Raw genomic sequence first — 21169 nt, 5'->3', positions numbered from 1 at the left:
GAGTTGTAAATCAAAATAGATGCCATTTAGCTATAATTTATTCGTTAAATAAAAATGTTTCAAATTTAGCTTGAGATTTATTTTTGCATTTTACAATTGTTAATTATGAGTAAGAAGTTTACAAAAAAATATGAAATACATTATTATGAAGTAAATTCTAATTTAAGATGTAAATTGTCATCTATAATAGATTTTATATGTGATGTAGGCACTCAACAATCAGAAGCCTTAGGTGGAGGAATTGATTACTGTACGAAAAATAACTGCGCTTGGGTATTTTATAAATACGATATAAAAATGTATAGATATCCAATGTTTGGTGAGGTAATAAGCGTCACAACAGAAGCTATAGGCTTTAAGAAATTCTATGGATTAAGAAAATATACAATTAATGATGAGAATAATAATGTTATAGGGGAAGCACTAGCATTATTTTTTCTAATTAATATAGATAAAAGAAGGCCAATGCGAATACAAGATGAACAATATCATATATATGGAGTAGATGGTGATGTTGATTACGATATAAGCATGGATAAAATAGAAAGAACAAATGATGCACAATACTATAAGCAATTTAACATAAGATACAGTGATATTGATTCTAATAACCATGTTAATAATGTCAAATATGTTGAGTGGGCAATGGAAGCTGTTCCTCTCGATATCATTAATAATTATACTCTTAAAAGAATTAAGGTAGTATTTGAGAAAGAAACAACATATGGGGATAAGATTTCATCAACTGCTGCTATAAATGTAATTGATGAAAATAGTTTAAAATCATATCATACTATAAAAAATGGTGAGGGAACTGAACTAACGCTATTACAAGCAGATTGGAAAAAATAATAAAGGTAAATATAGAAAATTAGCTGTTGCAAGAATCTAGGTAATATTAATAATTACGACAGCTAATTTTATAGTATTATTTTTATAGATAAGTTAATAATTTTTAGCTATTGGCGGCGGACTTAGCTGCTAAATATCCAGAACTCCATGCCCACTGAAGGTTGAAACCTCCACAATCTCCATGCACATCTAAAATCTCTCCACAGAAATAAAGATTTTTAACTAACTTAGATTCTAAGGAAATATTATTTACTTCAGATGTATTTACACCACCAACTGTAACTTGTGAATTGTTAAAGCCATTAGTGCCAATACATTTAAAATCCCATCTTTTAAACTTATCAATTAATTTGCTGGTAGTTCTCCAATCAATACTACTGCACGGTATATGTATATCTTTTATCCCAACATCTTTTAAAATTGTAGAAATTAATTTTTTATTTATAACCCCAATTAGGGCTGTTGATATCTCTCTGTGACCAAACATAGAAAAATGTGTGGTAAAGAAACTTTCAATATCATCTTTACTTTCTAGTGGAAACATATCTATTCTTATAGTTACATTTAGATTTTCATAGAGAGCTTTAGAAGCATAAGATGATAATTGCATTATAGGGGGGCCTGAAATTCCATAATCGGTAAAAAGTATTTCACCAAACTCTGTTCGAATAACTTTATTATCAACTAAAATAGAAGCAGAGCCATCAAATTTTACTCCTGATAGAGCTTTTAAATAAGGATAATCTAATTTTAATTGAACAATGCCAGGAATAGGCTCTATAATACTATGACCCAATGACTTGCATAGTTTATAGCCAGATCCATCAGAACCTGTTTTAGTAGCTGATTTCCCACCACAGCTTAAAATAAGTTTTTTACAAGAAAAATTTTTAAAGTCATCATTATTACTTGTTAAAATAAAGTTATTTTTTTTACTTGTAGAATCAATTTTACAATTTGTATATAGAGGTATTTGTCTATCCTCTATTGCCATTCTGAATATATCTATTACAGAAGAGGCCTGAAGAGATTTTGGATACATCTTTCCGTTTTCCAATTCAATTAATGGCAATCCTAGAGATAAAAATGTGCTTTCAGTATCTTTAACAGTAAAGTTATCTAACGCCGCTTTAAAGAAATCTTGATTTTCACTATGGAAACACCCAAATGGGCGAGATATATTCTTATTAGTAATATTACATCTTCCATTGCCAGTTACAAGAATTTTTTTGCCAATTCTATCGTTGCTCTCAATAATTGCCACATCAAGTCCAAAATCTTTGGCTATTATTGCAGCCATTAGGCCAGAGGCACCACCGCCGACAATCATTAAATCGTGATAAATCATTATAACAATCACTCCCTATGTATGTTTTATTGACCATATAAAATTAAATCACATATTTTACCCAGTGCTAAAATAAACTGAATATTTTAAGTATACCATTAATTTATTAATTACTACTAAAATAAAAGGATTCAAATCATATTATTCAATATTTTATAATACTTTTAATAAATTTTATCATAGTAATATTAAGGTTAAAAGAAAGGAATACTAAAAATGAGGTGATTTTATAATGGAAGTAAAGGTAATTAATATGAATTCGGGAGATTTCGAAAGAGTATTTAAAGTGATCAGAATGAACTTTGATAATATAATGGTTAATTATCCCAATATGAGTGGGGGAAAGAGTTTTTCTTTTAATGATGTGGAATGTATAAGTGAAAGTGATATAGATAAATTTTTAATTAATAATAGAAATTTCTTGAAAATTAAATTAAAAAGAGGGATATCAGTACTTTTTTACAATGCACTATATGAATCATTAAAGTTAGAAATTAAAGAAGAGGTAAAAAATCTAAGTATTTTAAGAGATAAATATAAACTGTACAAAAGTAAAGTATGGGAAAAGGAAATGCTGTTATTTATAAATAATAAATTTCCTTTAGAAGTTAAAGCTTCAGGAAAAAATTTTAAAAAGAATGGATATAGTATAAATATTAATAAAATAGATAAAGAAGATTTTTTAGAAATATGTTGTGGTGAAATAAAAAATATTGAAGAGCAAATTAATTTAAAAAAAGATCTTTTATCTAGTCTGAAGGAGGCTAGAGATTATATTTAAGGAACCTCTGAAATGTAGATATAATGCCACTTTATTAAAAATAAATAATATAAAAATAAAAAAAATGAAAAAATGTGTTGACAGGGAATCTAATTTTGGGTATTATAGTCTATGTGGTCAGCAGCTTGAATAACTCAAGGACATCTAGTTAAGACATTTAAGCGAAAGACAATATAGCATGGCTCCTTGGTCAAGCGGTTAAGACACCACCCTTTCACGGTGGTAACAGGGGTTCGATTCCCCTAGGAGTCACCATTTATATCTATCTTATGGGCGCATAGCTCAGCTGGGAGAGCACCTGCCTTACAAGCAGGGGGTCACAGGTTCGAGCCCTGTTGTGCCCACCATAAGATGGCTCAGTAGCTCAGTTGGTTAGAGTGCCGGCCTGTCACGCCGGAGGTCGAGGGTTCGAGCCCCTTCTGAGTCGCCATTTAAAATATGCTGGCATGGCTCAACGGTAGAGCAGCTGACTTGTAATCAGCAGGTTGTAGGTTCGATTCCTATTGCCAGCTCCATTTTAAATAAACATAACAAAACTTAATATGGCTCCTTGGTCAAGCGGTTAAGACACCACCCTTTCACGGTGGTAACAGGGGTTCGATTCCCCTAGGAGTCACCATTTTATCTATCTTATGGGCGCATAGCTCAGCTGGGAGAGCACCTGCCTTACAAGCAGGGGGTCACAGGTTCGAGCCCTGTTGTGCCCACCATAAGATGGCTCAGTAGCTCAGTTGGTTAGAGTGCCGGCCTGTCACGCCGGAGGTCGAGGGTTCGAGCCCCTTCTGAGTCGCCATTTAAAATATGCTGGCATGGCTCAACGGTAGAGCAGCTGACTTGTAATCAGCAGGTTGTAGGTTCGATTCCTATTGCCAGCTCCATTTTAAATAAACATAACAAAACTTAATATGGCTCCTTGGTCAAGCGGTTAAGACACCACCCTTTCACGGTGGTAACAGGGGTTCGATTCCCCTAGGAGTCACCATTTTATCTATCTTATGGGCGCATAGCTCAGCTGGGAGAGCACCTGCCTTACAAGCAGGGGGTCACAGGTTCGAGCCCTGTTGTGCCCACCATAAGATGGCTCAGTAGCTCAGTTGGTTAGAGTGCCGGCCTGTCACGCCGGAGGTCGAGGGTTCGAGCCCCTTCTGAGTCGCCATCAAAGAACAAGTTCTTATAGACTAGAACTTGTTCTTTTTTTATTGTTTAAAAAATTATAATCAAGTCAGATCTGTGGGTAAATTTTGAAAGTATTATAAGAACAAGTTATTAAAGGGAATTTAAATATAAATAAGATGTTAACACAGAATAACATAGTTTGCGAAACAGATTTTTCAAATAAATATGATTTATAATATCAATTTGTAGTAAAAATGAAAACTCTAATATGATAGTCATTAAGAGAATAAATATCATATTAGAGTTTAGTTTATTTAGATTATCTATTTTTTTCTAAATTTTTCTTAATCCTTATATCTTCAGAATAAAATTTGCAGAGCTTAAATTCTCCAATTAGTCTAGAAGCGATTCGCTCGCTATACTGCTTAGTTATTCCTGGCAAAGTTAAATTGGTTGAGATAAGCATTTTCTTATTAGCAAGAATTCTCTTGTTAATTATATTAAATAATTCAGTTACTGAAAATTCATTGAGGTGTTCTGCGCCTAAATCATCTATAATTAGTAAGTCACATTCTAGTAATAGTGATTCTAAACCTGAGTCATTATTGAATCTTATTTCCCTTAAATTCTTAATTAACTCATCAGAGGTTTTATAAATTACTAAGAATCCCATATCTAACACAGCTTTGGCAATACAATATGATAAATATGTTTTACCACTACCTGGATTTCCGAAAAATAATAAATTTGTTGATATTTCTGAAAAGCTAGGAAGATAGTCTTTTAATATATATTCTAAATTATTCTCCATGTTTTTTTTAGGAGAATATTTTTCATCTCCAAGTTTATGACTTGAAAACAAATTTAAATCAAAATTATCAAAGTTATTATACGATGTGGTATTTTCTAATTCTGAATTTTTATAGTATAACTTAATCAACCTTTGTTTATAGCAAGTACATTTTATATTGCCTATAAAGCCTGTATCCTTACATTTATTGCATTGATATCGCAAATTTAAATATTCAGGATCATAACCTCTTTCAACTAACATTTCGCACTTTTTTATTCTTAAATCTGTTATATTTTCCTTATAATCATCTATTGTCTTTTCACTATCTTTAGATTTGAGAATTGATACTGCCATTTTTAAAGATAATCGTTGAATTTTATTATCCAATTCAATAATCTCAGGATATTTCTTTGATATTTCTTCTTTCCTAAATTTCAAATTTCTAGCTTCATCTTCTCTAAGTTTATCATATATTTTTAAAATTTCTGTTTGATAACCTTTAATCATCGCTATCCCATCCTAAAAGTTTTTTTTCTAATGAATCATAGTCATACTCTCGAGCCTCAAAGTTATTAAATTTGAGAGATGATTTATCATTATTATTAGTAGTATAAGTTTTTTGATACTTATTATTTTTTGGATTTTTATTATCTTTAAGAGCTATATCTTCCAAAGTTCTAATATTATTTTTATTCCAATTACTTAAGATTCCATCGATATACTTGAAATCCGCCCTATTCAATCTTTCAAAGCATACATCACAAGCTTTAAATATAATTTCGTTTGAATACTTATAAATAAGAAGCCATTTTTCTATTAAATCCTGTTGTGGTTTCATTATGTCTGTATTATTTATACCTAAGTAAGTGAGAATTTTTCTTATATTAATCCACTTATCCTCTGCTTTTTTTATTAAGTTCTGAGCTTGCTCGATAGTAGTTATTTTTTGATCATGCCAAGCTATAGCAACCTTTTCTATATATCTAGAATCGCTTTTTCCCTTTGATATACAGTATTCCATTAAAATCAGAATTAATTCAGATGAAAAACCGAATTCCTTTTGCCAATTTAAGTAAAGTGACATTTCGTTTGGCGATAGAGGTCTAGCTAGAAGAGTTTCAATATCCTTTAGCATATCTTTAGTATTTGTACTATCCAAAGCTTCTAATAAGTCAATTTGTTTAGTAGATTTGGAGGGTTCTTCAACTAAATCTACGAATTCTACATTAAAATTACCCATCTTATCTATCTGAGTTAGCTTTATAGCTCCTTGATCATTCCAATAATTAAATGCATTCATAATGTCTGATTCTAACAAATTAAGCGAGGAAGCTAGTATTGATGAGCTAACGCCTAATTCACCTGAAATAGTATACTTTAGCATCAATAAATAAACTTTTACAAATTCGCCTCTAGCCTGTGGCATGTATTTTTCTATAAATACATTGTTAACAGGAGTGAACCCTAGAGATCTATTCTTTAACATAAATGTGCTCATTCCGTTTACTACCTACCTTTCAAAGTTTTTAATATATATTATAAAAACAAAACTCTATCTAATAATATTAGATTAGCATAATCGTTTATAATGTAAGTTATATAATAACCTAATGTATGTAAAATAATTATAGCATATTATCACCTTAATAAAGCGAAATATTAATCAACTAATACTTGGGATTAATTACTTTTATATAAGATTTGAGAGAATATAAAGAGCACGCATTTGTCTTTATAAGAAATTAACTAATTTAATAAAACAAATGCATGCTTCTAAATATGGATAATATTCATTAAAATAAATAATCATATGATGAGTTTATTTATATTTACAATACCTTCACCTTGAATTTGATTGGATATCTCATCAATAGGATCACATGCAACCTTTAATAAGGAAATCATATCTTTGAAAGTTATTGATGGATTTTTCTCACATAATAACGCACATAATCCGCTAATATAGGCTGTAGCAATAGATGAGCCTGTAAAAGTTTTATATGGTACTTCAAGTTTATTTGGGTAAACCTTAATTCCGTTTTTTTCTGAAATATAGTTATTATCAGAATTTAAAGATATAACATTAACGCATGCAGCAGATAGATCAGGTTTTAATAATTTACCATATGGTCCTGCAGAAGAATAAGTATAAGGCTTCATTATGGAGGTAGTTGAATTTAGACCACCTATAGTGATGCAGCTTGGTAGCGTAGCAATTCCCATAATAGAATTTTTTTCACTCAGGTTACTTCCGCTAGGAACTATCGGAATTAATCCTTTTGATATAGCATACTTAAATGTCAAATCAAAGCAAGAGATAATGAATGTATTATGAGTTAAAAGTTCAAAAGGCAAACATAATACCTTTATGTTATTTTCTTTAGATATATTAGATAAACTTTCTATAGAATATAATATATCCGAAGCAAATCCTTTACCGAGTTTATCAAATGCCTTGTAACAGAATAGCTTACTTTTATTACAAATTCCTTTATACATGTTATTTGATGAGATACCACTACTACACAAAATTCCGGCCATGGAGGTACCATGTCCATTATCATCATAAGGATAGCGAAAGTTATTAATTAAATCTTCAAATAACTCTATTTTAGTGCTAGGGGAAGTTAGGTCTTGATGAGGAAATATTCCGCTATCTACAAGTCCTATTCCTACTCCTGCACCAGATAAACTAAACTTTTCCGAAAAGTGGATTTTATTTGCAGTAGTCACGCTCATTCCGCACAAAAACAGGTATTCATCCAAGTAAATTTTTTTTATTTCAGGATATTCAGAAATTCTATCTATGCCTCTTGAATTTAGTTCGGCACTTATAATATTAGAGGATTCAATAATGTGATGTACAGTACCTTTATATGAACTGATTTTTTTTACTATTGAGGATTGAAAGTCTTTATATTGTATAAGTATTCTATAACTTTTATAAGCATTTTTTGATATATAATCTTTTAGATTATGGTCTAGCTTACTTTTAGATGAAAACATATATTTCTCCAAAATATTATTACTTCAATATATTATATGAAAAAGAATTTTATTGTTAATAAAAAATGAAGGATTAAAAAAATTTTTGCTATACAATATTTCTTCATCTATTGAATAAATATTGTATAGCAAAAATTAAATAGTAGATTGATTATTAAAAATAAATACAAGTATGAAACTTGAATAAAAATAATAATCAATCTACCATTTAAAAACTGTAGGTCTCCCCTATGTCTATAATTTTTATAGCTTTATCATTTAAATTTAATAATGATTCTTCAGTTTCCTGAAAATTCTCTAATGAAATTTTAAAAGTTTTATAATGAATTGGTATCATTGTAGGGCAAGACATCATTTTAAACATTTCATAACTCTGTTCTGGCGTACAATGCATATACGAAAATCTATCAGGTTTATAACAACCTACAGGCATTAATGCAACATCACAGGATATATTCTTAAAATTATTGGTGAGAGCTGTATCGCCTGCGAAGAACACGCTTTTATTTTCTCTTTCGATTAAATATGAAATACTTTCATCATCATGTCCAAAATAGAAGCGTCTCCCATCATGATTAGCTTGGTAAGCAGTAATTTTTATAAAGTCATCTCTATATACATCTCCAGGATGTAATAAAAATACATTTTTAAAACCAAGCAGTCTAGCAATACGAGTATATCCTTTTGGAACAATAAAGACAGCATCTTTATTTAATTTTTTTAGAGATGAAAAATTTAAATGATCCATATGTCCATGTGATAGTAGTATATAGTCTACTTTTAAATCATTTATGTATACTGGTTTTTTTACAAGTCTCTTAAAATATCCCAAGGAATTGGAAAATACAGGGTCAGTTATAATAATTTTATTTGATAGATTAATAATTGTGGTAGCATGACCAAACCAATTAATTGAATTTTTCATAATTTTATCAGATTTTATTTCAGCGCTTTTTTTTACATATTCTTTTATATTGTTAATTGTTAAATGGAATAAAAAATTAATGTTAGAAAAAAGATTCAAGTCCTCTCCGTCCTCTCCTAATGATTCCACTTAAATATTACAATACCAGCAATCATAATAGCAATACCTAAAAAATGATTTAATGAAAATCTAAGTCGTTCACTGCCAAATAACCCAAAGGCATCTATAAGTGCAGCAGCAAGTAATTGGGATATTAATATAATACCAATACCGAAGGTAGGTCCCATTGAGCTAACACTTTTTATTACGGTAAAGGTTATAACAACCCCTAGTGCGCCACCTAATAAATAAAGCTTGTTGGAATCCTTCAAATTAGAATAATTACCATCACCTAAAAATAAAAAAATGATAAGGCTTAAGACAAGGGCAATTATCTGAACTAATAATGTAGTTTCCCATACTCCGATTTTCTCACCTAGTCTGGTATTAAATACACCTTGAATACTCATAGCAATTCCAGAAATTATTGCACATATTATTCCAAACATAACATCACCTCAGAATTATTATTCCCCTAAGAATATTAAATATTATAAAAAATAAAAATGGTGTTATGTAATTAGCATGAATGCATTAATTAAAGTATAACCAAGTTGTCTAAATCCTTAATAAATTGATTTTGTATTTGAGATTCTGAAAAACCTAATGTCAATCCTAGACTTAATAGGTCTTCAAATAAAGTTAAGTAGTGATCTATAGATGGGAAAGCAATTAAATCATTTATGTCAATATATAGGTTTAGAAACTGATCACTTAAACAATAGTCATTAGGTGCCATAGATACTGCAATTAAATCTGTATATTTATGATCAATACCTAGTGTTAAGACTTGAGAAATACAAGTTATATATTTATCGAATATAGCACTGATGTTAACAGGTCTAGATTTTTTTAGTAAGTAGCTAAAACAATTAGTTTCACTAGCTAATGCACCAAGAGAGATTTCAAATTCTAGGTTTTTGCGTACTCGCAATTTGTGGGAGTCTAGCTCTTCATTTATAGATAAACTATCATTGTATTTTTTTTGTACTTTAAATAGTGGCTGAATATTCATAGTGAATCCTCCTACATTTCTAATAATAATATTATTTTACAAAATCTTTAAAATAAATGAAAGTTCGGAAAACGACTACAAAAAAATATTTTTAGAAAATTCGAAATTAAGAGATTATTTTTAAATTAATTTTACTTTCAAGGAAAATATAACTATAGATTTAGAGTGATTTTAAAAAATATAAAAAAAGACTGTACTGAATATAAAAATTCAATACAGTCCTAAAAACATAAACTAATTGGATTGTTTAACAGGCGATTTATTATGATAGTAAGAACGCTTAAACTAAAAGTCTTTCAAAATATAAGATTTTAAGGGAGTATTCTTTTTTACCGTAGGAAGCTTCCATATTTCAACACTCTTAATTCTTAATTTAACAAGGTTATCAGTATTATATATCTCAGGGAAATTTAGCTTTACATCTTGCTTTTTATAGTCCTTAGGAAGATAACCTAAATTTGCAAGTGAAACAAAACTATCTCCAAAAGACTTAACAGTAAATCCGTTAAGTTCTAATATATCAAAAAGACTACGAGAAAGTCTCCTTATATAACCTTTATCGTCTATTTTTAAATTTATACTTTTGGTAGGCTCAAACAAATAGACTAAATCACTTGCATCAATTCTAAAACTCTTATAAGGTGCTATAATTTTATCAACAACTGGATATAATTTATCCAAATTTGGATTTTCAATAGATGTTAATAAGACAAAAGGCATAGGTGAGTTTCTATTTGCTCTGAATTTTTTTGACATATTCCTTTGTATTGGTGATATTACTTGATAGGTTTCCTCATCAAATAATGCAACTATATAGTACTTCATGATAAACCTCACAATCTCAATATATTGTATTAATAAAAATCTTAGTAAATTATAACACAATAAATAGAATAAAAGAATAGAAGAATAATTAAATAGTAATTATAAGAATAATTAGGTTTTTAAGGATATTTTTTCAATAAAAGAAATATTTATTCCAGTAATATATGTTTTAAGGGATATAATTACAACAAAACCATAAGAAAAATTGTGTTGTAACACATATATAGTTAAAAAAGTGTTGATGGACTGAAAAAATGTATTTAAATAAATTTAGTTTATGATATAATAATTAAAGTAGATTTTAATTATAAAATAGGTTAATAATGTAAAATAATATATATGATAATATAGATTTTAATAGATAGGGTGAATTCAATGGAGAGATTAGTTATAAACGGCGGAAACTTGCTAGAAGGTACTGTTGATATCAATGGGGCCAAGAATGCAGCAGTAGCAATATTACCAGCAGCTATAATGGCAAGTGATGGAAAATGCATAATTGATAACATACCAGATATTGAAGATGTACACTGCTTGGAAAGAATACTTAGAAGCTTAGGTTGCGATATTATTAAGATAGATAACAATACTTTAGAAATAGATAGTTCTAATGTAAATAATTTTGATGCGTGCACGGATGATGTTAGAAGAATGAGAGCTTCATATTATTTCATTGGAGCTTTATTAGCACGATTTAAGAAAGCAAGAGTAGTTCTTCCAGGAGGATGTTCAATAGGGGTAAGACCAATTGACCAACATATAAAAGGATTTGAAGCTTTAGGAGCTGATGTGTTTATAGAGCACGGAGCAGTTAATGTTAAAGCTGATAAGCTAGTAGGCGCTAATATATTTTTTGATGTAGTTTCAGTAGGAGCAACAATAAATGTTATGATTGCGGCAACATTAGCAGAGGGGGTAACAGTGCTAGAAAATGTAGCAAAGGAACCTCATGTTGTTGATGTTGCGAATTTCTTAAATTCAATGGGAGCTGACATAAGAGGCGCAGGAACAGATGTAATAAGAATTAAAGGAGTAGAAAGTCTAAAAGGCTGTTCTTATAGCGTAATACCAGATCAAATTGAAGCTGGTACATTCATGATAGCAGCTGTTGCTACAGGTGGAGATGTTTATATAAGAAATGTTATACCAAAGCATTTAGAATCAATTACAGCTAAGCTTACAGAGATGGGGGCAGTGATTGAAGAAGGTGATGATTGTATTAGAGTTACCGTGAAGTCACCACTTAAGGGTGTGAATATAAAAACCACACCATATCCAGGATTTCCAACGGATATTCAGCAACCAATGTCAACATTGCTAAGTATTGTACCGGGAAGAAGCTTAATTACTGAATCTATTTGGGAGAATAGGCATAAACACATAGATGAATTGAAAAAGATGGGAGCCAATATTAAAGTTGAAGGCAGAGTTGCGATTATAGATGGAGCGCAAAAATTGACAGGCGCAGTAGTAAAGGCAACAGATTTAAGAGCAGGTGCTGCCATGGTTATTGCGGGATTAGTTGCAGAGGGAACAACTGAAATAACTAGTATAGAGCATATTGATAGAGGATATCCTCATATAGAAAATAAGTTTAGAGCTTTAGGGGCAGATATTAAGAGAATAGAAGTTGATGAATAGTATAAATTAAAGGGGAGGAGATTGGAATGATATTTTGTTCTTTATATAGTGGCAGTAGCGGTAATAGTATGTTTATTGCCTCAAATAAAGCTAAGATATTAATTGATGCAGGACTCCCAGGTAAAAAAATTGATTTAGCGTTGCAAGAAATTAATGAAAATCCAAAAGACTTGAACGGAATTTTTATAACTCATGAGCATAGTGATCATATCAAAGGGGTTGGAGTACTGTCTAGAAAGTATGACATTCCTATATATGCAAATGCTGATACTTGGTCTGCTATGGAAAGCTTAATTGGAAATATAAAAGAGCATAACATAAAAGTAATTGATAAAAGATCATTTACTGAAATAGAGGATATGAGTATTAAAGCATTTAATATTCCGCATGATGCAGCCGCGCCAATGGGGTATACAGTTAGCTCAGGAGAAAAAAACATAAGTGTAGCAACTGATTTTGGAACTTTTACAAGAGAAATTTATGATAATATAAAAGATTCAGAAGTTATTCTTCTTGAAAGTAACCACGATGTAAATATGCTTAAGTTTGGACCATATCCATATCCTTTGAAACGTAGGATATTGAGCGAAATAGGACATTTATCTAATGATGATTGTGGGAGTGCCATAGTTGAACTATATAAATGTTCAACTAAGAAAAAGATTATTTTAGGGCATTTGAGTAATACTAATAATCAACCAGATTTAGCATATCAAACTGTTTTAAACGTGCTAAATGAAAATGGAATTAAGCTAAAAGAGGACATAATATTAACTATGGCAAACAGACATAATCCTAGCAGTTATATAGAGATATAGTTTATTTGAGCTTATAATTTATAGAAATATATTATATATAATCAATGAAGATTTAAGGGAGGACTTAAAAATGAGTTTATATACAAATTGGACTGACATGGTTGTTGACTATGTAAAAACTAAGGGAGAAAATGCTTTCTGGGAAGAATATAGTAAATTAGAAAAATCAATATATAAAGATTTATTAGCTAATCATAAAAGTGTTAAAAAGACTACAATAAATGAATTAGCTAAAGATTATGATTCCACAGTAGAATTTGCTATGGGATTTATGGATGGTATTAATGATAGTTTAAAAACTCAATATGATCTTGAGACTATAGATGCTGATACAGAAATAGTACTTGATATAAATCTAGAAACTTTATATTTGAATATGCTAGATGCAAAAGCAGAATATTTATACACATTACCACAATGGGATGGAATATTCTCAGTGGAAAAAAGAAATGAAATACAAAAACAATACAAGGAATCTAAGATAGTAAGAAATCTAGATAAGGTTGGAAGAAATGATATGTGCCCATGTGGAAGTGGGAAGAAATATAAGAAATGTTGTGGAAAAGATAAATAATATAATTACATATAAGTAAACTCTATGTTTAGAGGAGTTTACTATTCAATGTAGTAAAAACCCTAGTTTAGATAGGGTTTTTTTCTTTATTAATGGTTTCGTGAAAAATAACAATTCACAAAGGTCAATATAGTTGGTATAATTATGTTATACAAGGAATTGTAGTAAATAAATAGTAATGCTATGGAAGCACAAGTACGGATTTAAAAAATCTGTATTTAGTGCTTTATTTTTTTATTAAAAGTAGATATAAGAATAATATATGGGGGGATTGCTATGAGTTTAAAGCTTAAATATCTGTTGAATAGAAATCTAAAGGAACATTCAGAAAAAGTATTTGAAGGAATATCAAATGGAAGAAAAAAGGCATTAGATAACTGGTTTAATGACAAGTGGGCACAATTAGAAAATATTAAGAATTCACTTGTGGCATTAGAAGACAATGATAATATAGTATGTAATTATTTAATTGAAACCGTAAAAAAGCACGAGGATTTTTGCGAAATATTTGTTTTAGATGAGAAAGGAATAGTATCAGTTTCTTCGTGCAAAGAGCATATTGGATTAGATATGAGTGATTTACCTAATCTGAAAGCGGGATTGGAGGGTAGGCCTTTAATGTATGGACCGTATATTGATAAAAGAACCCTACATACAGATATAAGTAATAAGAAATTTGCTGATGATGTTACATTAATGTTTTCCAGTACATGCAAAAATCACAGTAATCAAATTAGAATATTATGCTGCAGAACACTAAATGATGATATGAGTAACGTAATTCAAGATGAGGATACTCATATATATAAGGATTCTGGAGATAATTACTTATTTATGGTGAAGACTAGCAGAGATATTAAGCCCGGAACAGCAATATCTAGAAGCAGATTTGAGGATAATACATTTACTTTAGGGGAGAATCTCAAAGATGGAGTTAAAACAAAGAGTTGGGGTACAGTTAGAATTAAAGAGCATACCGAATTTGAAATAATTTTTAATGATCCGGCTACAAGTAAATTACATCGAGGAGTTGAAAATACAATTCGAAATGGTGAAAACCTAGATTGTTGGCCTGGATATCCAGATTACAGACATATAATGGTGGGAGGTAAGGGAACATTAATAAAACCCCCGAACTGCGATGAGGTATGGGGAATGATGTGTGAAGGTGATATAGCTGAGATATATAATTTTCAAAGTATTAATTTAAAGATGCCAATATCTATATCAATAATATCAGCAATTTTAATTGCAGTAAATTTTATAGCAATTAAATTATCACCGAATAATAGTATATTTACATCTATAGCAATGTGGATTATATTATCACTGTTTTCGTTATTAATATCTAAAAGAATGATTTCATCCCCTTTAAGTAGAACGATAAATATATTACAAGATATTGCGGAAGGCGAAGGAAATTTAACCAAAAGAGTTGAAAAAATGTCATCAGATGAAATCGGAGAGCTGTCGCGATGGTTCAATAAATTCATAAATAATCAGATGAGCATGTTATATAGAGTGAAAAGATCAGCTAAAACTACAAAAAAATCAGTAAATATAGTTTCTAATATAACAAGCGAAGTTAAAAATGGAATGGGAGTCATTGAAAATACAGTGATAACTTTACTGGAAAATTCTAAAGACCAAAATCTAGTATTCCAAAATACAAAAAACAAATTTTCAGATATTACAGCATCTATTCAGGAAATGGATAGTCTTATATTAGAAGTATCAGGTATAGTTGAAGGAACTAATGAAAGTGCAGCATCGGCACAAAGCATATCAAAAGAAGTCTTGAGTAATATGGAGGATTTAGAAAAGACCATCGAGAATACAGTAGAATCTATAAGTACTTTACAGGGATATTCACAGGAGATAAGTGAAGTAATTAATGTTATAAGAAATATAAGTAAGCAGACACAACTTCTAGCGCTTAATGCATCAATTGAAGCTGCAAGAGCAGGAGAGAGTGGAAAAGGATTTTCTGTAGTAGCGGAAGAAATATCTAAGCTAGCACTAGAAACAGAAAGTGCTACCAAGTCAATAAGTAATGTCATTAATCAAGTCCAAAAACAGACACAAGCAACATTTGAATATGCAGAAGAGATAAATACTAAGGTAGATATATCTACAGCGAGTGTAAAAGAATCTATTCAATCATTTGATCATATTAATGATGATGTAAATATAATAGCTAATGCGATGCAGTCAATATCAGAAATAACTTCGACCCAGAGCCAAAGTGTTGGGGATGTTATGAATAATGTAAGCACTATGGCAGATAAAATAGAACAATCTACCGAAAATAGTTCAAATAAAAGTGAAGAATCACTGTCTATGGTTAAAAAAATATTATTAGAAATAAGACAACTAAAGCAAGCAACCGATGTACTGGAATATTCGTCAGATAATTTAAATGAGATGGTTGGATCATTTAAATTAAAGTAAAAAATAATATAAAATATAATTAATATCATGCTTTTGTTAATGTAAGAGGAAACTAATAGTAAGTCTTAATTATTAGTGAATTTTTAATCTATCATTTGGAAACATTATTTGCACGCAGTTTTTTTGATAGCATGTTAGCAAAAGCATGGTTTAATAATTAGAGGATAATCAAGTCAATACAATTAAATTTCTATAAAGCAAACTTTTTAGAACATACATATTAAAACTGTACAAATAATATAAAGAACTTTATCCATAGAATTAGAATAAAATGTGGATAATTTTTTTTATGAACTTTAAAATGTGGATTATATTTTTATATTTAGAGAATTATCATACCATTTGTGTAAATAATAAAAATATATTATAATTTTATATAGTTGCAAGTGCAACTATATAAGTTGTGATTAGGTTTATGAATGTTGAGTTATTATATATAAACTCTATTTTTACAGCTAGATAAAACATGTATAAACAGAAAGGATAAAACATATGGAAAGTACGGATAAAAAAAGATGGTTAATATTATTTACTACTGTACTACTGACATTTATGTCCACACTTGATAGTAGTATAGTGAATGTAGCACTTCCTGTAATGTCGCAGAGGCTTGCAGTAAGTATGGCATCTATAGAATGGGTAGTAACGAGCTATTTAATAGTTATTGTAGGAACTATTCTTATATTTGGAAGATTAGCTGATATTAAGGGTAAAACTTCAGTTTTTAAATTGGGTATAATTATTTTCACGATTGGTTCACTTTTATGTGGATTATCTAATTCATTAGTAATGTTAGTCTTCTCGAGAATATTGCAAGCAATTGGAGCTGCAGGAACCATGTCTACAAGTCAAGGAATTATAACTCAGGTTTTTCCAAGAAACGAAAGAGGAAGGGCGCTAGGATTAAATGGAACTTTTGTAGCATTAGGTTCAATGATAGGTCCACCAGTAGGAGGAATAATTGTATCGATTTTAAGTTGGCAGTATATTTTTTTAATAAATGTGCCTATAGGAATTTTGGCATTAGCTTTAGCAATGAAGACACTTCCTAAAAATTCTAATAATTCAAATGAAAAATTAGATATAAAAGGTGCAACTTTATTTGGATCAACTATGGTACTTTTATTCAGTGCTTTAACTTTTGGCAAGGAAATTGGATATGACAATATAGGAATCATTATATCATTTGTTGTCTCTATTATATTATTTATTTTATTTATAATTGTTGAAAAAAGAATTGATGAACCATTATTGAAACTAGAGATATTTAGTAATTCATTATTTTCGCTCAGTATTTTTTGTGCATTCATTTCATTTGTGGCAATAAGTTGTTCAAATATTATATTGCCATTTTACCTACAATACGTGATGAAACTAGCTCCTTCAGTTACTGGTGTATTAATGATGGTATCACCAATAATTTTATCAGTTGTTGCTCCAATGAGTGGGTATATATCAGATAGAATAGGATCTGAAGTTTTAACATTTTTAGGACTTATTGGAACTAGCCTAGGTTTATTTTTAATATCAACTTTAAATGAATATTCTCACATAGGTGCATTAATTGCCTTTATAGCAATAATGACACTAGGAAATGGGATGTTTCAGTCACCAAATAATTCATTAGTTATGTCTACAGTAGATACAAAAAATTTAGGGATTGCTGGAAGTATAAATGCGTTAGTTAGAAATTTAGGAATGGTTTTTGGAATATCACTATCAACAACTCTTTTATACAATAGGATGAGTAGTCAAATAGGATATCATGTTACAGGATATATAGAGGGAAGAGATGATATTTTTGTATATGGGATGCAATATGTATATGTTGCTGCAGCTATAATATGTGCATTAGGAGCGGTGTTAACAGCATACAGACTATATAAGACAAAATCTAGAATTAAAGTTGAAGCTCTATAAATGAATAGAATGATATCTCTAATTGTTGTTAGTTTAAAACTTAGTATAAAATATAAATAGTATTAAGAAATAAAAACTGTAGCTGAGTAAAGAATTTAGCTACAGTTTTTATTTTTAGTTATAATATAGGTATGCATAAAATAATTAAAGGAGATAACAATGAACATAACGATAATAACAGTTGGTAAAATAAAGGAAAAGTATTTAAGGGATGCTATAGAAGAATATTCAAAAAGATTGGGAAGGTATTGCAAATTAGATATAGTTGAATTGGTGGATGAAAAAACACCAGATAATGCTTCAGAAAAAGAAGAAGAGGTAATTAAAGAGAAAGAGGGGCAAGGAATACTAAATAAAATTAAAGACAATATGTTCGTTATAGCAATGGATTTAGGTGGAAAGCAACTAACATCAGAAGAATTTGCAGGATACATAGATAACTTGGGGGTAACAGGAAATCCAAATATAGCATTTATAATAGGAGGAAGCCTAGGAATCTCAAAAAGTGTTTTAGCAAGAGCTAATTATAAATTATGCTTTTCAAAGATGACATTTCCACATCAGCTTTTTAGAGTAATGCTATTAGAGCAAATTTATAGAGGATTTAGAATAATTAAAGGTGAACCATATCATAAGTAGACATAAAAGAAAAATAAATTAAATCAATAAAAAATAGTAGTTACGTAATTCGTATCTGCTTTTTTTTATTATAGTTTATATTAATGTTAATAATAGTATTGTAAATAGCATAATTATAAGTGTTGATATAAATATAGAAACTTTAAATATATCTTAAATTAAATAAGGGGGAATAGAAATAAAGAAAAACCTTACAAGTAAAAATAATTGCTTTTATAAGATAATGGAAGGAAAAGTTATATTATCTTTAAAAGAGGAGGAGTTTTAAGCTTTAATTGTCTATTATGGAATAAAATAGATAAAATAACAGTTGAAAAGTATACCTTATAGGTATACAATAAATGTATACGGTTTAGGTATACATTTAAGGAATATGTTTGGGAATATGGTTTTACAGATTTTATAGAATGACATTGGTGAAACCGTATAATTAAAGGGAGGTGTATTTATGTTTTTCAAAACTACAGAACAACATGAAAATTTGAGAACAAAAATAAGAGAATTTGCTGAAGAGGAAGTTAAACCTATTGCATTTATGTTGGATCAAGAAAATAAATTCCCTTCGGAAGTAGTTCAAAGGCTAGCTGATATGGGAGTGATGGGTATTCCGTATTCAAAAGAGTATGGAGGAGCTGGCTTAGATGTGATTAGCTATGCGATAGCTGTCGAGGAATTATCAAGAGTTGATGGCGGGACAGGCGTAATCTTATCTGCACATACATCATTAGGAACATATCCAATTGCAGCTTTTGGAAATGAGGAGCAAAAACAAAAATATTTAGTACCATTAGCAAAGGGTGAAAAGCTTGGAGCATTTGGTTTGACTGAAGAAAATGCAGGTAGTGATGCAGGAGGAACAGAAACAACTGCTGTACTAGAAGGAGATTATTATATCTTAAATGGCGAGAAAATATTTATCACTAATGGTGGTGAGGCTGATATTTATATTGTTTTTGCAGTAACTACACCAAACATTGGTACACGAGGTATTAGTGCATTTATCGTTGAAAAGGGATCAGAAGGTTTTAGTTTTGGTAAGCATTATGATAAGATGGGAATTCGTTCATCAGCTACTGCAGAGCTTATTTTTAATGATGTAAAAGTTCCTAAGGAAAATTTATTAGGTAAAGAAGGCGATGGTTTCAAAATTGCTATGTCTACATTAGATGGTGGACGTATCGGTATTGCTGCCCAAGCTTTAGGAATAGCACAAGGTGCTTATGAGAATGCCTTAGAGTATTCAAAAGAAAGAGTTCAATTTGGTAAACCTATTTGTCAGCAACAAATAATAGCTTTTAAATTAGCTGATATGGCTACAAAACTTAGAGCAGCAAGATTCCTTATTTATAGTGCAGCAGAGCTTAAAGGAAATCATGAGCACTACAGCATGGAAGCAGCAATGGCTAAACAATATGCTTCTGATGTTTGTCTTGAAATTGTCAACGATGCTCTTCAAATCTTTGGGGGAAGCGGATATCTTAAAGGTATGGAAGTTGAGCGTGCCTATAGAGATGCTAAAATCTGCACTATATATGAGGGAACTAATGAAATCCAGCGTGTTGTTATAGCCGCTAATATTATAGGAAAAATGCCAAAAACAGAGAGTGTAGCAAAAACTTCAAGGGAACCTGCAACAGGATATCGTAAGAAGGTAATTTATAAAGATGGTACACCTGAAGAAAGAGTAAATTCTCTTGTAGAAGCTCTTAAGAAGGATGGATATGATTTCTCAGTGGGAATTCCTATAGATACTCCAATAAGCAAGGCAGAGAGAGTAGTTAGTGTAGGACAAGGCATAGGAGAAAAGGAAAATATGCATCTTATAGAAAAGCTTGCAGTTCAGGCTGGTGCAGCAATAGGTTCTTCTAGACCAGTAGCTGAAACTTTAAAATATGTTCCAATTGATCGTTACGTTGGTATGTCAGGGCAAAAATTTAAAGGAAACCTTTATATTGCATGTGGTATTTCAGGTGCAGGTCAACATTTAAAAGGTATAAAGGATGCTTCTACAATTGTTGCAATTAATATAAACCCTAATGCAAAGATTTTCAAAAACGCAGATTACGGCATAGTTGGTGATTTGATGGAAATACTACCTCTACTTATTGATGCTTTAGACAATGGTGAACCAAAGAAAGAGGCTCCACCAATGAAAAAGATGAAGAGAGTTATTCCGAAAAAAGTCACTCCAACTTGGAAACATTATGTATGTAATGGATGCGGTTATGAATATGATCCTGGAGTAGGTGATCTAGAAGGTGAAGTAAACCCAGGAACACTTTTTGAAAATTTACCTGAAGAGTGGACTTGCCCAGCTTGTGGTGAAGAAAAAGATATGTTTATAGAAGTTTAAAACAGGTAATAAA

17 protein-coding genes and 11 tRNA genes are annotated in these 21169 nt (G+C 30.2%); 20 read left to right on the top strand and 8 right to left on the bottom strand.

Annotated features, from left to right (window positions below):
• The first annotated feature begins 105 nt into the window (after window positions 1–105).
• A complete protein-coding gene (locus F3K33_RS26050) occupies window positions 106–852 on the top strand; it encodes an acyl-[acyl-carrier-protein] thioesterase (protein ID WP_012061221.1) in 747 nt (248 codons plus the stop codon).
• Between the two features lie 103 nt (window positions 853–955).
• Here F3K33_RS26050 and F3K33_RS26045 read toward each other — a convergent pair whose 3' ends face one another.
• Window positions 956–2200 carry a BaiN/RdsA family NAD(P)/FAD-dependent oxidoreductase gene (locus tag F3K33_RS26045; protein WP_039768450.1) on the bottom strand — a complete coding sequence of 415 codons (1245 nt, stop codon included), beginning with the start codon at window positions 2198–2200 and terminating at the stop codon, window positions 956–958.
• Window positions 2201–2432: 232 nt separating this feature from the next.
• Here F3K33_RS26045 and F3K33_RS26040 point away from each other — a divergent pair, with 232 nt between their 5' ends.
• From F3K33_RS26040 to F3K33_RS25985, 12 genes are all read left to right on the top strand, one after another.
• Window positions 2433–2981, top strand: a complete 549-nt coding sequence (locus F3K33_RS26040) for a hypothetical protein (protein ID WP_039768452.1) — start codon at window positions 2433–2435, stop codon at window positions 2979–2981.
• A 180-nt stretch (window positions 2982–3161) separates the two neighbouring features.
• Window positions 3162–3236: transfer RNA gene (locus F3K33_RS26035), tRNA-Glu, on the top strand.
• Between the two features lie 16 nt (window positions 3237–3252).
• A tRNA-Val gene (locus F3K33_RS26030) sits at window positions 3253–3328 on the top strand.
• Window positions 3329–3334: 6 nt separating this feature from the next.
• Window positions 3335–3411 (top strand) — tRNA-Asp (locus F3K33_RS26025).
• A gap of 10 nt (window positions 3412–3421) precedes the next feature.
• Window positions 3422–3496, top strand: a tRNA-Thr gene (locus tag F3K33_RS26020).
• A gap of 29 nt (window positions 3497–3525) precedes the next feature.
• Window positions 3526–3600: transfer RNA gene (locus F3K33_RS26015), tRNA-Glu, on the top strand.
• 15 nt (window positions 3601–3615) lie between these two features.
• Window positions 3616–3691, top strand: a tRNA-Val gene (locus tag F3K33_RS26010).
• 6 nt (window positions 3692–3697) lie between these two features.
• Window positions 3698–3774, top strand: a tRNA-Asp gene (locus F3K33_RS26005).
• 10 nt (window positions 3775–3784) lie between these two features.
• A tRNA-Thr gene (locus tag F3K33_RS26000) sits at window positions 3785–3859 on the top strand.
• A 29-nt stretch (window positions 3860–3888) separates the two neighbouring features.
• A tRNA-Glu gene (locus F3K33_RS25995) sits at window positions 3889–3963 on the top strand.
• A gap of 15 nt (window positions 3964–3978) precedes the next feature.
• Window positions 3979–4054 (top strand) — tRNA-Val (locus tag F3K33_RS25990).
• Window positions 4055–4060: 6 nt separating this feature from the next.
• Window positions 4061–4137, top strand: a tRNA-Asp gene (locus F3K33_RS25985).
• A gap of 279 nt (window positions 4138–4416) precedes the next feature.
• On the opposite strand, the gene F3K33_RS25980 is transcribed toward F3K33_RS25985, so the two are convergent.
• From F3K33_RS25980 to F3K33_RS25950, 7 genes are all read right to left on the bottom strand, one after another.
• Window positions 4417–5397: an ATP-binding protein gene (locus tag F3K33_RS25980; protein WP_023976240.1), complete on the bottom strand. Its 981-nt coding sequence runs from the start codon at window positions 5395–5397 to the stop codon at window positions 4417–4419.
• Window positions 5390–6388, bottom strand: coding sequence for a DnaD domain protein (locus F3K33_RS25975; protein WP_023976239.1), 999 nt, complete (start codon window positions 6386–6388; stop codon window positions 5390–5392). Before F3K33_RS25975 ends, F3K33_RS25980 begins: the two co-directional genes overlap by 8 nt.
• Window positions 6389–6696: 308 nt before the next feature.
• Window positions 6697–7896: a S8 family serine peptidase gene (locus tag F3K33_RS25970; RefSeq protein ID WP_023976238.1), complete on the bottom strand. Its 1200-nt coding sequence runs from the start codon at window positions 7894–7896 to the stop codon at window positions 6697–6699.
• Window positions 7897–8104: 208 nt separating this feature from the next.
• A complete protein-coding gene (locus tag F3K33_RS25965) occupies window positions 8105–8920 on the bottom strand; it encodes an MBL fold metallo-hydrolase (protein WP_023976237.1) in 816 nt (271 codons plus the stop codon).
• A 17-nt stretch (window positions 8921–8937) separates the two neighbouring features.
• The gene (locus F3K33_RS25960) at window positions 8938–9369 is read right to left on the bottom strand and encodes a DMT family transporter (RefSeq protein WP_012061214.1); all 432 of its coding nucleotides are present in this window, start codon (window positions 9367–9369) and stop codon (window positions 8938–8940) included.
• Between the two features lie 89 nt (window positions 9370–9458).
• Window positions 9459–9935 carry a dUTP diphosphatase gene (locus tag F3K33_RS25955; protein WP_012061213.1) on the bottom strand — a complete coding sequence of 159 codons (477 nt, stop codon included), beginning with the start codon at window positions 9933–9935 and terminating at the stop codon, window positions 9459–9461.
• A 285-nt stretch (window positions 9936–10220) separates the two neighbouring features.
• On the bottom strand, window positions 10221–10760 hold the full coding sequence (locus F3K33_RS25950; protein ID WP_017209946.1) for a hypothetical protein: 540 nt from the start codon (window positions 10758–10760) through the stop codon (window positions 10221–10223).
• Window positions 10761–11135: 375 nt separating this feature from the next.
• Between F3K33_RS25950 and F3K33_RS25945 the strand changes: the two genes are divergently transcribed.
• The 7 genes from F3K33_RS25945 to F3K33_RS25915 all read left to right on the top strand — a co-directional run bounded on the left by F3K33_RS25945 (window position 11136) and on the right by F3K33_RS25915 (window position 21156).
• Window positions 11136–12401 (top strand): UDP-N-acetylglucosamine 1-carboxyvinyltransferase, encoded by a 1266-nt coding sequence (locus F3K33_RS25945; RefSeq protein ID WP_012061211.1) that lies wholly within the window; start codon window positions 11136–11138, stop codon window positions 12399–12401.
• 26 nt (window positions 12402–12427) lie between these two features.
• Complete coding sequence (locus F3K33_RS25940) at window positions 12428–13219, top strand: MBL fold metallo-hydrolase (protein WP_023976236.1); 792 nt, start codon at window positions 12428–12430, stop codon at window positions 13217–13219.
• 70 nt (window positions 13220–13289) lie between these two features.
• A complete protein-coding gene (locus F3K33_RS25935; RefSeq protein WP_012061209.1) occupies window positions 13290–13793 on the top strand; it encodes an SEC-C metal-binding domain-containing protein in 504 nt (167 codons plus the stop codon).
• A gap of 276 nt (window positions 13794–14069) precedes the next feature.
• Window positions 14070–16244 (top strand): methyl-accepting chemotaxis protein, encoded by a 2175-nt coding sequence (locus F3K33_RS25930; protein WP_023976235.1) that lies wholly within the window; start codon window positions 14070–14072, stop codon window positions 16242–16244.
• A gap of 492 nt (window positions 16245–16736) precedes the next feature.
• Window positions 16737–18164: an MFS transporter gene (locus F3K33_RS25925; protein WP_012061207.1), complete on the top strand. Its 1428-nt coding sequence runs from the start codon at window positions 16737–16739 to the stop codon at window positions 18162–18164.
• A gap of 159 nt (window positions 18165–18323) precedes the next feature.
• Window positions 18324–18803, top strand: a complete 480-nt coding sequence (gene rlmH, locus F3K33_RS25920) for a 23S rRNA (pseudouridine(1915)-N(3))-methyltransferase RlmH (RefSeq protein WP_012061206.1) — start codon at window positions 18324–18326, stop codon at window positions 18801–18803.
• A 448-nt stretch (window positions 18804–19251) separates the two neighbouring features.
• Window positions 19252–21156: an acyl-CoA dehydrogenase family protein gene (locus F3K33_RS25915; protein ID WP_023976234.1), complete on the top strand. Its 1905-nt coding sequence runs from the start codon at window positions 19252–19254 to the stop codon at window positions 21154–21156.
• Window positions 21157–21169: the final 13 nt, after the last annotated feature.

This window comes from Clostridium beijerinckii (assembly GCF_008705175.1).
Lineage (GTDB): Bacteria > Bacillota > Clostridia > Clostridiales > Clostridiaceae > Clostridium > Clostridium beijerinckii.
This window is presented reverse-complemented; position numbering and strand designations above follow the sequence as displayed.

Coding starts and splice junctions, on each gene's coding strand:
- F3K33_RS25970 (WP_023976238.1), bottom strand. CDS start 7,896: ATGTTTTCATCTAAAAGTAAGCTAGACCATAATCTAAAAGATTATATA.
- F3K33_RS26045 (WP_039768450.1), bottom strand. CDS start 2,200: ATGATTTATCACGATTTAATGATTGTCGGCGGTGGTGCCTCTGGCCTA.
- F3K33_RS25960 (WP_012061214.1), bottom strand. CDS start 9,369: ATGTTTGGAATAATATGTGCAATAATTTCTGGAATTGCTATGAGTATT.
- F3K33_RS25915 (WP_023976234.1), top strand. CDS start 19,252: ATGTTTTTCAAAACTACAGAACAACATGAAAATTTGAGAACAAAAATA.
- F3K33_RS25945 (WP_012061211.1), top strand. CDS start 11,136: ATGGAGAGATTAGTTATAAACGGCGGAAACTTGCTAGAAGGTACTGTT.
- F3K33_RS25975 (WP_023976239.1), bottom strand. CDS start 6,388: ATGAGCACATTTATGTTAAAGAATAGATCTCTAGGGTTCACTCCTGTT.
- F3K33_RS25940 (WP_023976236.1), top strand. CDS start 12,428: ATGATATTTTGTTCTTTATATAGTGGCAGTAGCGGTAATAGTATGTTT.
- F3K33_RS26040 (WP_039768452.1), top strand. CDS start 2,433: ATGGAAGTAAAGGTAATTAATATGAATTCGGGAGATTTCGAAAGAGTA.
- F3K33_RS25980 (WP_023976240.1), bottom strand. CDS start 5,397: ATGATTAAAGGTTATCAAACAGAAATTTTAAAAATATATGATAAACTT.
- F3K33_RS25925 (WP_012061207.1), top strand. CDS start 16,737: ATGGAAAGTACGGATAAAAAAAGATGGTTAATATTATTTACTACTGTA.
- rlmH (WP_012061206.1), top strand. CDS start 18,324: ATGAACATAACGATAATAACAGTTGGTAAAATAAAGGAAAAGTATTTA.
- F3K33_RS25935 (WP_012061209.1), top strand. CDS start 13,290: ATGAGTTTATATACAAATTGGACTGACATGGTTGTTGACTATGTAAAA.
- F3K33_RS25930 (WP_023976235.1), top strand. CDS start 14,070: ATGAGTTTAAAGCTTAAATATCTGTTGAATAGAAATCTAAAGGAACAT.
- F3K33_RS26050 (WP_012061221.1), top strand. CDS start 106: ATGAGTAAGAAGTTTACAAAAAAATATGAAATACATTATTATGAAGTA.
- F3K33_RS25950 (WP_017209946.1), bottom strand. CDS start 10,760: ATGAAGTACTATATAGTTGCATTATTTGATGAGGAAACCTATCAAGTA.
- F3K33_RS25955 (WP_012061213.1), bottom strand. CDS start 9,935: ATGAATATTCAGCCACTATTTAAAGTACAAAAAAAATACAATGATAGT.